Origin of the sequence: Methylosinus sp. RM1 (assembly GCF_011378635.1) — a bacterium.
Taxonomy (GTDB): domain Bacteria; phylum Pseudomonadota; class Alphaproteobacteria; order Rhizobiales; family Beijerinckiaceae; genus Methylosinus; species Methylosinus sporium.
In genome coordinates this window covers 16825-28696 of record NZ_WOVC01000036.1, presented here as the reverse complement: position 1 = coordinate 28696, position 11872 = coordinate 16825, and the positions used below count along the sequence as shown (strand labels likewise).

Genomic DNA, 11872 nt, shown 5'->3' with positions numbered 1-11872 from the left:
GGACTTTTCCAGAAGCGCTCGCAGGCTCATCATCTCGTCGGTCATCGGTGGGTTCCTCGGTTGCGTTGAGATTCGCAAACCGACCCTAACCGGAGAATCGCCGGTGGCCGCAGCAAGCCGCTCGCTCGCTACGGCGCTATGAAAAGCGCGCGTCGCGAGCGGCTTGCTCCCGAACTGCTACACCACCGGTGGGGGCACGACCAAATGGCCAAATGGCTCCCCTAGAAATCGATCATCGCACTATTCCGCCTGCCCCACGCCCGGCGATCATAGTCCCAACCGATCCGCGAGAAAAATTCGCGACAAAGCCTCGGCGAGCGATCGCTGATAGGCGAGAAACGACTCCGACTGCATTAAGAACAGGGAAAAAGCCGACAGGCCGATATCCGCCATCGAATAGTCGCCCGCGCCCTTCCGCTTGTCGGGAAAGGCCGCGCAGGCGTCATGCAGCCCGGAGAGGAGGCGGTCGAGAATCAGCACCTCAACCTTGAATCAGAAAGGGAGCTTTCGAAAACCAAAAATCGCAACCCGGCCACGACCATTTAGAATTGCTGGCATCAGAGTCGTTTGTTGACAGTGCTTCTGGTCCTGGTCTATTGGGTAGTCATATGGTCGTATGGGAACTGAGATGAATCCGGTAATGTCCGAACGCGTGAAGCGGCGCCTAGCAGAGTTCGGAGTACAGACGTTTTTGCCCTCTGGATCGACGCCATATCCGCTTGATTCGCGGTTCGAGGCACCATGTAACACTCAGCGAATGGATATTCAGCATCAGTTAGTGATTGGCAGCTTTAGTTATGCTGTGTCAGGCTATTATTTCGCATGCGAGATCGGTCGCTATGTTTCGATCGGCGAGCAGGTACAGGCCGGAAGGGGCGACCACCCCCATGCTTGGCTTTCGACGAGCCCGATGTTCTACCTAACGACGCCGCTATTCGACGTCGGTACTGCTAATTTTGTCGGCGCTCCAGAGTTATACAACTACCGTCCAAATCTTGATGGAGTGGCTCCACTGCCATTCGTTAGGCCGGTCAAAATCGGCAACGATGTCTGGATCGGTCACGGAGCTTTCATCAAACCCGGAGTGAACATTGGCGACGGAGCAGTTGTCGCTGCTTGCGCCGTGGTCACAAGAGACGTCCCGCCGTACTCGATCGTCGGGGGTAATCCGGCAAAAGTGATAAAATATCGCTTCCCTGAAGAGCTTCGTGAACGATTGCTCGCCTGTCGATGGTGGCGGCTTGCCCCGTGGCAACTCCGGGGAATCGATGTCTCAAGACCGGAATTGAGTATAGACACATTGGAGCGTCGTGTTGCCGGAACGCCACCTTTCGAACCTGGATATTTGGAATATAAAACTTTGATCGACGAAAACTGAGGATCGTGATCGAGTAGCTCGGCCATTCGGCTTGGTTCTGGTGCAAACGGCGTGAGCGAAACATAATCCTTCGGAGGGCGGAACCGGACTCTGGGGTTCTGGACGATCTTTTCAAAGGACGCCATTTTAACCGCGAAATTATCGATCTCTGCGTGCGCTGGTATCTGCGATACAAGCTCAGCTTCCGAGATCTCATGGAAATGATGGCGGAGCGCGGCTTGTCGTTGGCCCACACGACCATCATGCTCTGGGTTCAGAGCTACGTTCCGGAGTTCGAAAATCGGTGGAACCGTTTCGCGCGCCGGGCTGGCGGATCGTGGCGCGTCGATGAGACCTACGTCAAAATCAAGGGGCGGCGGGTCTATCTCTACCGAGCCGTCGACAGGGCGGGAAAAACAGTGGATTTTTTGCTGCGCGCCATCCCGTTCTCCTCGTCGATCTCGACGAAGCGGAATGCCGCAATTGCTGACCTACGGGTGACATGCCCCCGAAGTTTCATCCAGCGGCGAGTTGAGTCCCGGCGGTTGATACGCCCGCGGGCGTGGGGTGAGCAACAGGCGATCGGCGGAGCAGGTCTGGGTTGCGCAGCCGATCGCCTGTTGCGGTGAGCGCGGCCGCATAGTCCGCCGGCGTCGCATAGCCGAGGGAAGAGTGCGGGCGCCGGTGGTTATAAGCATGGACCCAAGAGCGAACTTTCTCTCTCGCATGGTCGAGGCCGAAGAACAGCGTCTCGTTGAGCAGTTCATCCCGCATGCGGCCGTTGAAGCTCTCACAGAAGCCGTTCTGCATCGGCTTACCCGGCATGATGAAATGCCACTCCACCTTGTTCTCCTCCGACCAGGACAGGATGGCGTTCGAGGTGAACTCCGTCCCATTGTCGGAAACGATCATGCCGGGTTTGCCGCGCCTTTCGATCAGCGCGGACAGCTCACGCGCCACCCGCTTGCCGGAGATCGACGTGTCCGGGATCGCCGCCAGGCATTCGCGCGTCACGTCGTCGACGATGTTGAGGATGCGGAACCGCCGGCCGCTGGCGAGCTGGTCGTGCACGAAGTCGAGAGACCATCGGGCGTTCGGCTTCGCCTCGACGAGGATCGGCGCCCGTGTTTGCCGCGCGCCAAACAAGGTGAGAGTCCAGCGTCAATCTGGATGAGAATCGCGGGGGTGGGGGGGGGGCCGCCGGGGGGCGGGCGCCCGGGGGGCGGCCCCCCCCCCCCCCCCCCCCCCCCCCCCCCCCGACACACCCGCGCGCGCCGAAAAAACGGCCTGTCTGCCGGTCGCGGGGCCGGGCGAAGGGTCGGTTTTCCCCTCGGGAGGACCGAATCGTTGCCCGGCCGCCATGTCACCGACCGCCAGATGGGGCTCTTCATGCAATTTCGAAAAACCGACCGCGCCGCCGTCGCCGCGGCGAAAGCCGGCTTCAGCCCGGCGACCGCCTACCGGCTGGAACATGATCCTCGGCTTCTCTCCCAAAAGAAGACGCCGCGCGCCCGCCGGCGGCCCGATCCGCTGGAGAGCGTTTGGGACAGCGAGGTCGTCCCCATGCTGAAAGCGGCGCCCGGCCTGCGCCCGATCGGCGTGCTCGAGGAGTTGCGCCGCCGGCATCCGGCACTCGGCGCCGGCGTGCGCCGCACGCTGGAGCGACGCATTCGGAACTGGCGCGCCATCCATGGTCCCGAGCAGGAGGTGATTTTCCGGCAGGAGCATCCTCCGGGCCGCATGGGGCTCTCGGACTTTTGCGACATGCGCGATCTCGAGGTCTCCATCGCCGGCGTTCCGCTCGAGCACCGGCTCTATCACTTCCGCTTGCCATTCTCGGGCTTCGAATCCGCCCATGTCGTGCTCGGCGGCGAGAGCTTCGTCGCCATCGCCGAAGGCTTGCAGAACGCCCTGTGGACGCTCGGCGGCGCGCCGCAGCAGCATCGCAGCGACAGTCTCTCCGCCGCCTTCCGCAATCTCGACGCCGACGCCAAGGAGGATATGACGCGCCGCTATGAAGCGCTCTGCGCCCATTACGGCATGACGCCGACGCGCAACAACAAAGGCGTCTCCCATGAGAACGGCTCGATCGAAAGCGCCCACGGCCATATCAAAGCCGCGCTCGAGGACGAGCTGCTGCTGCGCGGCTCGCGCGACTTCGACGATCTTTGCGCCTGGCGAAAGTTCGTCGACGAGCTCGTCGGTCGGCGCAACGCCCGCAATGCCGCGCGCGTCGATCTCGAACGCGCGGAACTGAAAGGTCTGCCGCCGCGCAAGACGTCGGACTTCGAGGAGGAGCGGGTCTCGGTCACCTCGTCCAGCGCCTTCACTTCGCGCAAAGTCTTCTACACCGTGCCGTCTCGGCTGATCGGCCATAAGCTTCTCGTGCGCCTCTATGACGATCGGCTCGAAGTTTTTCAGGGCTCGACGCATCTGTTCGATCTGCCGCGCGGCAGGCCCGGGCCAGGCGGCAAGCATGGGCATGTCGTCGATTATCGGCACGTCATTCACTCTCTGCGCCGAAAGCCCATGGCGCTGCTCAATCTCGTCTATCGCGAGCAGCTCTTTCCTCGTCGCGCCTATGCGCGCGCTTTCGAAGCGCTGCTCGCCGAGACCGGAGAGAAAGCCGCCTGCAAAACGATGGTCGGCCTGCTCGCCATCGCGCATGAACGCGCCTGCGAGGCCGAGCTCTCCGTCGCGATCGAGGAGGAGCTCGACTCCGGCCGTCTGCCGAACCTTTCCACGCTGATCGAACGCTTCGCGCCGAAGATCGCCGCGGCGCCCAATGGGATTGTCGCGCTCCCCGAGCTCGCCGTCTATGACGCGCTCGCTTCTTTCGAAGGAGCCGCGGCATGAAAGCGAACGACAAAATCGACGCCGCGCGCGTCGATCTTCTTCTCCCCGAGCTGCGCCTCTCCGGCATCAAGCTCGTCTGGAGCGCGCTCGCCGCCACCGCAGACAAGGAAGGCTGGCCCGCCGCGCGCTTTCTCGCGGCGCTCGCCGAGCAGGGACTCGCCGACAGAGGTCAGCGCCGCTTCGCCCGCCATCTCGCCGAGGCGCGTCTGCCGCCCGGAAAAACGCTCGCCGCTTTCGACTTCGACGCCGTGCCGATGATCTCGAAAGCGCAAGTCCAAGCGCTCGCGGCCGGCGACGCCTGGCTCGAAAAAGGAGCCAATTTACTGGTTTTTGGTCCACCTGGGGTCGGAAAATCACACTTGGCGGCGGCCCTCGGCTTGGCGCTCATCGAAAACGGCTGGCGCGTTCTCTTCGCGAGAACGACGGATCTCGTCCAGAGACTGCAAGTCGCGCGACGCGACCTGACTCTCGAAGCCGCGATCGACAAGCTCGACAAATATCATTTGCTGGTCCTCGACGATCTCGCTTATGTCGCCAAGGATCAGGCCGAAACGAGCGTCCTCTTCGAGCTGATCAGCGCCCGATACGAGCGACGCTCGCTGCTCATCACCGCAAATCAGCCCTTCGGCGAATGGGGCAAAATCTTCCCAGACCAAGCCATGACGCTCGCCGCGGTCGACAGGCTCGTCCATCATGCGACGATCTTCGAGATGAACGTCGACAGCTATCGACGTAAAGCCGCACTCAAAAAAGCCGCTGGTCCAGGCCAGCCCTCGGCGCGCGCGACAATCAAATCCTCATCCTGATTGTCGCTCCGCGTCAATCAAGACGAACGTCACCAAAAATCCACTTGCCTTATCGTCGCTCCGCGACAATCATCTCCTCACCGCGACCGAAAAATCTCATCCAGATTGTCGCGCTCTTCTCATCCAGATTGCCGCGCCATACGTGTTCCCACGGCGCGTCGGCGCGCGCGGCGTTTCCGCACCGTCAGCCCTTCCTCGCGGTAGAGCCGATAGATGCGGTTCTTGCCCGAGCGCTCGCCCTGCTGGCGGAGCACGACGAACAGCCGCCGGTAGCCGAAGCGCCGACGCGCATTGGCGAGATCGCGCAGCTCGGCGCGAAGCTCGGCGTCGGCCGGGCGCTTCGACGCGTAACGCGCCGTCTTGCGATCGATGGTGACGATCCGACAGGCCCGACGTTCCGACAGGCCCATGACGGCCCGAAGGTGCGCGACGGCTTCGCGCTTGACGGCGGGCCCTACCATTTTTTCCCAGAAGCTCACGCATCGCCGCCGCGTCGAGCATCTGATCGGCCAAAAGCTTCTTCAGACGCGCGTTTTCCTCCTCCAGCGCTTTCAGCCGCTTGGCCTCGGAAGCGTCCATCCCACCGAATTTGGCCTTCCAATTGTAGAGCGTCGTCTCCGAAACCGCGTATTTGCGCGCGAGGTCCGCCGCCTTCGCGCCGGCTTCCTGCTCCCGCAAAATCCCGATAATCTGCTCTTCCGTGAACCGCTTCTTCTTCATCGTGTCCGTCCTGCATTCGGCCGGACTCTAGAGCCTGTCACCAATTGGCCCCTCGGATAGGCCTTCCGATTCCCAAGATTGAGTTTGCGTGATTCATAGGCAGTCGGCCGAATCGGAGGGGCCGACCGATGGTGCGACGTCACGCCTTGCGCAATGACCAATGGCAGCGCATCGAGAATTTGCTTCCTGGGCGCACGGGAACAGTCGGCGTGACCGCCAAGGACAACCGGCTTTTTCGTGGAGGCGGTGCTGTATCGCTATCGCGCTGGCATACCCTGGCGCGATTTGCCGGAGCGCTTCGGCGATTTTCGCGTCGTGCACACGCGCTTCAGCCGCTGGGCCAAGGCCGGCGTTTGGGCGCGGGTTTTCGAGCATTTGGCGCAAGACGCCGACAATGAATACGCCATGATCGACGCCACGATCGTGCGCGCGCATCAGCACAGCGCCGGCGCGCAAAAAAAGACAGCGCAGACCAAGCGATCGGCCGCAGCAAAGGCGGATTGAGCACGAAAATCCACGCCACGGTCGACGCGCTCGGCAATCCGACCGGCGTGCATCTCACGCCCGGGCAGGCGCATGACCTTTTCGGTGCCGACGCGCTTTTGCCGGGGCTCGAGGTCGAGGCGCTGCTCGCCGACAAGGCTTACGACGCCGACGAACGAGTGATTCAACCCTTGCGCGACGCCGGAATAGAACCCGTCATCCCATCAAAGGCCAACCGCAAGGAGCCGCACTCCTACGACAAAGACCTCTACAAAGCCCGCAGCCTGATCGAGATTTTCTTCTGCAAGCTCAAGCAATTTCGAGCCATCGCCACCCGCTACGACAAGACCGCCCGAAATTTCCTCGCTGCCGTCCACCTCGCCGCGGCCGTCATCTGGCTCAATTGATGACAGGCTCTAATCGATGCTGGTGGAATTTTTCAGGGGCACGTCACCGGAGGCACCGGCAGGCTATTTGACTTCTTGGCCGGTCGTGGCCCACTCTCGGCGATGAGCTTCAAGCGATTTCCTCGGGCAGCGATCTCCGTGATGACATCGTCACAGGCCCGCCCGTCACAACTGGTACCGCATCGTCAGTGCCGCCTGCCGCTCCCCATTTGGGCGCTAAAATAATTCTCGCGGCGGCCGATGAACTTCAAGCGGAGCTTCTCATAGACATTTAGCGCGAAAGCACAAGCAAATACTGCCCCGCTGAAGCCTGCTCCTACTACGCAGTCTCGCATTTCTTCGACCTTTCGCACATCCCGCCACAGCCGAACTCCGCCCTTATCGGACTGTCGGCTTATTCCATGTTCTTCGAGATCGATCGACTCTTTTTCAGCTCACGCTCTCAGCCGAAATAGTCCTCCATCGAAGGTGTCGACCAGATCGACGTTCCCGAACTCCCGTATCGTTGTCTGAAGAACGCAAATTTGACGTCACTGTTCAATGCGGCGACGTCGATAACTCTTTGATCGAAATCGTCGATCCGGATATCCTTCCTGGGTCGGTCGCATCGTTCGAGCAGAACGTCCACGAATCGTCGCAGGTCGAAATCCGCGAGAGCGGCGTCCGAGATATCTTTCGTCTCTTGCACCACTCGCGAAAAATCGTTCGTCAATTCCTCGAAAATCTGGTCGGAACTCAGACGACGGCGACTCGGACGTCCGGAGAAATTGAACGCAGACATCTCAGGCAATGTCCGCGCGGTCACCCAGCCGTCACCGCCGAAATGGTCGTAGACATAGACAGGCGTCTGACTCGCCAACGCATATTGGACCGTCTTGCCTATCGCAATGACGAGATCCGCCATTTCGACGTCTCGCCACTCCACGCGCCGCAAATCAGCGCCGCGACCGACGCGGCTTACGCGAACGCCCATATTTCGTTCGAAATGAAGGAGCACATGAGACAATTCACTCGCCAAATGATTGGTCACGCATAAAACGCTGGAAATCTTGTCACGATGCGTGCGCGGCTGAAAAAAGGTCGCAGGCGCAGGGTTGTGACTCACGATCACGTCGTCGACGTCGATCCATCCGGGAAGCGACCGCCGCGTTTCCTCGGAATTGGCGACTACGAGATCGCTCAGTTCGCGCTCGTATGGATGGAGTACTTTTTCCAACTCGGTGTAGGGCGACAAGTGAACGGCGACGATCAACGGCCTCCCGGCGCCCGAGAGCTTGTCATAATCGATGTTGGCGATAGAGCCGTGCTGACACCAGACGAGATCGAAGCCAGAGACGTCGATCCTTCCCTCGAGAGACGCGATTTCGACGTTTTTTCCGAAGGCGCGCATCCCGAGTGGGGAGCCGATGACCGCCGCTCTGATCTCGCACCGCCAGCCGCGCGCAGTCAGCTCCTCGGCGAGCTCGAGGACCGTCATCTCGGAACCCGCATAGGCGAAGAACTGGCTCGTGAGGAACAATGCGCGGCGCGTGGTCATATTGCGATCTCCATTGCGCCGCCCCGCTTTCCTATCTCTATAACGCAGTAACAAGCTTGCGGCCGAACGCCAACGAAAATATCGATGCTCTGGAGATCGCGCATGAGAAATGCATCGAAAAAGGGTTCTAGGTCGTGTGGACGAATTAAGAGCGGTCGAATTTTCACGATTCCCAGCCTGAATCAGGTGTGATTCATAGACCTCCGACCGATTCGGAGGCCGGAAATCATGTTGACGCGGATGGATGAAGAGGACTGGGCGCATGTGCTCGCCGTGTTTCGGGCCTGCCTTCCTCGTCGAGGACGCAAAGTCGAGGACGACCGACTGTTCCTGGAGGCGCTGCATTTCTTCACGGTCGAGAACGTGCGATGGCGCGTTGCCGGAGCGGTTCGGTGACTGGAACAGCGTATGGAAGCGGTTCGATCGCCTGAGCAAGGCCGGCGTGTTCGAGGCGTTCTTCGACACGCTCGCGTCGATGAGCGCTTCCGCCCATCTCATCCAGATGTTCGACTCGACGATCGTGCGCGCTCACGTATCCGCCGCCGGCGCAAAAGGGGGCAAGAGGGGCAAGCGCTCGGGCGCTCGCGCGGCGGTTTCACGACGAAAATCCACGCGAAAGCCGATGCCTCGGGAACGATCATCGGCTTTGACCTGACCGGTGGCGAGGCTTCCGACGCGCGCCACTTCGAAACCCTGCTCGATATCGGACCCGATATGAAGCCTCGCGCCGTCGTGTGCGACAAAGGCTATGCCAGCAAGGCGAACCGCGAGGCCGCGAGGAAGCGGGGCATCGCTCCCGTGATCCCGCACAAGGCCAACGAAAAGGAACGGCCCAAGTTCTTTGCCAAGGCCCTCTACAAAGCTCGCGCTCGCATCGAACAAGGCTTCGGCCGGCTCAAGCGATTCAAAAGGGTCATCCTACGATGCGAAAAGACGGAACGAAACTTCAGATCGATCGTCAGTTTCGCCGCTGGCCTTTGCTTGATACAATTCGTCCACACGACCGTAGCCATCCGGCGTAGGCCGCAGGGATGAAGGGTTTGGCTCTTTCAACGCCTCAGAAGCGTCGGGTCATCTTTGTGGATTTTGATCAGGTCGGCGAGCGTCTCGATGCCGAAGTCCGTGAAGGCCATGACCTGTTCGTCGCCCGGACCGTAGACCCAGATCACGCCGTCCTCGGTATCCATTTCCATGGCGACGTCGTGCAGCCAGTCGACGTTCTCGCAAAGATCGGCGGCGACGCGATCGATGGTTGTCACATGGTGAACTTTGTTGACGTGCACGCTCAGGCCGCGATCGCCGGGTCCGCCGCCGCTGCTCGGCGCCAGTTCCACGGAAGCAGTTATCGAGCCGGTGCGCGGGATGGCCGGCGATGCGCGCGAGGACATCGGCGAGCCATGCCTGCGGATCGACGCCGTTCATTTTCGCCGTCACGATGAGGCTATACATCGCCGCAGCGCGCTGTCCGCCGCGATCGGATCCGCAGAACAACCACGATTTTCTTCCCAAAGCAATCCCCCGTTCATTCTGCCCGTGTTGGGAGCGAAGTCGAGGTTCATTATCGCTGGCATGCGCTGTATGGCCGGCGGGTTCCTTTGCACTATGATGAGGTGCGAGCCGGCGTTCGGCTGAGCTACGTCGAATCCGCCCCCGGTGTGGTCGTCGTGTTGCCGAGCTGGATGTTGGATCCAGTCGCCTGCGCCGACATGACGCTCGGCGCGCCGCAGGTTGATGTCGCGGCGCTATCGGAACTCGGTCATCTCCTCATCGAACGCGGTTTTCGGCGAAGCTCCCCAGGCGATGTTCGATTCGCCAAGGAGGAGCAAAATGAAGCACCTGCAAAAGCCCGTCGAAGCAATGCCGTCGCGGCGGGCGGCGGCGCGCCAGCTCGTGATCGGGTTCGAGCAGCCGCAGTCGTGGCTGATGCACGCGACAGAGCGCTCGAAGATCGTCGCGAGCTTGGCCAACCTCCTGGTGGAGGCGGCGGGAAACACAGGAGAAGCGGCGGAAAACAGGAGAACAGCGATGACGAGCGCTGACCTCCTTCCGGCGACGGTCCTGAAGCGAAAGGCTGTCGTATACGTCAGGCAATCGACGCAGACGCAGGTCCAGATCAATCTCGAGAGCCAACGACGGCAATATGACCTGGTGGACGAAGCGCGCCGCCATGGCTTCAGCGACGTCGAGGTTATCGACGACGATCTTGGTCGCTCCGCAAGCGGGACGATGGCGCGACCAGGATTTGATCGACTGGTGGCCTGGATTTGCGCCGGCGAGGTCGGCGCCGTGTTGTGTTTCGACGCTTCTCGGCTCGCCCGCAACGGACGGGACTGGCATCATCTGCTCGAGCTTTGCGGTCTCGTCGGCGCACGGGTCATCGATCTCGATGGCATATATGATCCGTGCCGCCCGAACGATCGTCTGCTGCTGGGAATGAAGGGCAGCATCAGCGAGTTCGAGCTGGGCGTGCTGCGCGCCCGCATGTACGACGCTGCGCGTTCCAAAGCCCGACGCGGCGAGTTGCGGATCAGCGTGCCTGTGGGCTACGTCTGGGATCGCGAGATGGGATTGGGATTCGACCCGGATCTGCGGCTCCGGGAGGCGATCCGTCTCATCTTCGCGAGATTTCGCGAACTGGGGAGCGCACGGCAGGTTCTGTTATCGTTGACGGCGGAACAGCTTCATTTTCCTCGTCCGTCCGATGGAAAGCGAATGATTGCCTTCGACTGGACGCCGATTCGCTATCGCAACGTCATTTCGGTCCTCAAGAATCCGTTCTATGCTGACGCCTATATCTACGGGAAGACCGAGCATCGCACCGCGATCGTCGATGGGCGCGCGCAGAAGACCTACGGGCATGGCAGGCCGTTCGAAGAATGGGAAGTCGTCCTCAAGGATCACCATGAAGGCTATGTCGACTGGGCCGAGTTCGAGCGGAACCAAAAGCAGCTCGCGGCGAACTCCTTTAGCCGGATCGGCGAGACCAAGTCTGGTCGAGGGGGGCAGGCGCTTTTGGTCGGCCTGCTCACCTGCGCGCGATGCGGCCGCCGCCTCAAGGTCGCCTACTACGGCCGTTCGGGGCTCGCCTATCGCTGCGACAGCCCAAACATCATGCTCGGCTCCCCCCGCTGCCTCACGTTCGGGAGTTCGCGCATTGAACCCGCCGTTACTCGGGAGCTTCTGCGCGCAGTCGAGCCGTTCGCGATCGAGGCCGCCCGGGAAGCGGAACGTTTACGCATGGAGAAGGTGAACGACCGCCGCCGCATCTTGGAGCTGGACCTTCAACAGGCCCGCTACGACGCCTCATTGGCCGAGCGTCGCTATGCCGCGTGCGACCCAGACAATCGATTGATCGCAGCGCAATTGGAGAAGAGCTGGGAAACCGCATTGCGCCGCGTCGAGGCTTGTCAGGCCCGTCTTGAGCCGAACACGCCCGAGGCGCCGCGGTCAACCGACACTGCTGACTTCACTGGACTCGCCACGGATTTGGAAACGGCATGGACGTCGCCCAATGTTTCGATGCGGGCGCGCCAGCAACTCCTGCGCGCTCTCGTCGTCGACATCATCGCCGACGTCGATGAAACTGCTCGGGACGTTATCCTGACGATCCACTGGCGCGGCGGCAACACTCGCAGCTCCGGGTCCGAAAGCCCAAGAGCGGCGAGCATGGCTGCCGAACCCCGGACGAAGCCTTGGCGGTGATCCG

8 protein-coding genes and 5 pseudogenes are annotated in these 11872 nt (G+C 61.3%); 7 read left to right on the top strand and 6 right to left on the bottom strand.

All coding sequences use genetic code 11. The annotated features are described in order from the left end of the window. Positions 1-267: 267 nt before the first annotated feature. Positions 268-480 carry a hypothetical protein gene (locus tag FMZ75_RS17915; protein ID WP_166144854.1) on the bottom strand — a complete coding sequence of 71 codons (213 nt, stop codon included), beginning with the start codon at positions 478-480 and terminating at the stop codon, positions 268-270. A gap of 277 nt (positions 481-757) precedes the next feature. On the opposite strand from FMZ75_RS17915, the gene FMZ75_RS22055 reads away from it, so the two are divergent. Continuing rightward, entirely contained in the window at positions 758-1378 is a 621-nt protein-coding gene (locus FMZ75_RS22055; protein ID WP_305076003.1) for a CatB-related O-acetyltransferase, read from the top strand. A 98-nt stretch (positions 1379-1476) separates the two neighbouring features. Next, positions 1477-1791 (top strand): annotated as a pseudogene (locus FMZ75_RS17905) (IS6 family transposase); the annotation flags it as partial. 82 nt (positions 1792-1873) lie between these two features. Here FMZ75_RS17905 and FMZ75_RS17900 read toward each other — a convergent pair. After that, positions 1874-2485 (bottom strand): annotated as a pseudogene (locus tag FMZ75_RS17900) (IS3 family transposase); the annotation flags it as partial. Positions 2486-2734: 249 nt separating this feature from the next. Between FMZ75_RS17900 and istA the strand changes: the two are divergent. Then, positions 2735-4213 carry an IS21 family transposase gene (istA, locus tag FMZ75_RS17895; RefSeq protein ID WP_246729060.1) on the top strand — a complete coding sequence of 493 codons (1479 nt, stop codon included), beginning with the start codon at positions 2735-2737 and terminating at the stop codon, positions 4211-4213. After that, on the top strand, positions 4210-5019 hold the full coding sequence (gene istB, locus FMZ75_RS17890; protein WP_166144844.1) for an IS21-like element helper ATPase IstB: 810 nt from the start codon (positions 4210-4212) through the stop codon (positions 5017-5019). Before istA ends, istB begins: the two co-directional genes overlap by 4 nt. A gap of 140 nt (positions 5020-5159) precedes the next feature. Here the strand turns inward: istB and FMZ75_RS17885 are convergent. Further along, positions 5160-5739: pseudogene (locus FMZ75_RS17885) on the bottom strand (transposase); the annotation flags it as partial. Between the two features lie 128 nt (positions 5740-5867). Between FMZ75_RS17885 and FMZ75_RS17880 the strand changes: the two are divergent. Beyond that, positions 5868-6629: pseudogene (locus FMZ75_RS17880) on the top strand (IS5 family transposase). A gap of 442 nt (positions 6630-7071) precedes the next feature. Here FMZ75_RS17880 and FMZ75_RS17875 read toward each other — a convergent pair. Further along, positions 7072-8631, bottom strand: a complete 1560-nt coding sequence (locus FMZ75_RS17875; protein ID WP_207783501.1) for a hypothetical protein — start codon at positions 8629-8631, stop codon at positions 7072-7074. On the opposite strand from FMZ75_RS17875, the gene FMZ75_RS17865 reads away from it, so the two are divergent. Next, on the top strand, positions 8575-9201 hold the full coding sequence (locus FMZ75_RS17865) for an IS5 family transposase (RefSeq protein ID WP_166144835.1): 627 nt from the start codon (positions 8575-8577) through the stop codon (positions 9199-9201). The two genes, FMZ75_RS17875 and FMZ75_RS17865, sit on opposite strands and share 57 nt — an antisense overlap. A 14-nt stretch (positions 9202-9215) precedes the next feature. Here FMZ75_RS17865 and FMZ75_RS17860 read toward each other — a convergent pair whose 3' ends face one another. Together FMZ75_RS17860 and FMZ75_RS17855 are read right to left on the bottom strand one after the other, a co-directional pair. After that, positions 9216-9449, bottom strand: a complete 234-nt coding sequence (locus FMZ75_RS17860) for a hypothetical protein (protein ID WP_166144863.1) — start codon at positions 9447-9449, stop codon at positions 9216-9218. A 2-nt stretch (positions 9450-9451) separates the two neighbouring features. After that, positions 9452-9687 (bottom strand): annotated as a pseudogene (locus FMZ75_RS17855) (transposase domain-containing protein); the annotation flags it as partial. Positions 9688-10191: 504 nt separating this feature from the next. Here FMZ75_RS17855 and FMZ75_RS17850 point away from each other — a divergent pair. After that, on the top strand, positions 10192-11868 hold the full coding sequence (locus FMZ75_RS17850) for a recombinase family protein (RefSeq protein ID WP_370464747.1): 1677 nt from the start codon (positions 10192-10194) through the stop codon (positions 11866-11868). The last annotated feature ends 4 nt before the right edge of the window (positions 11869-11872 follow it).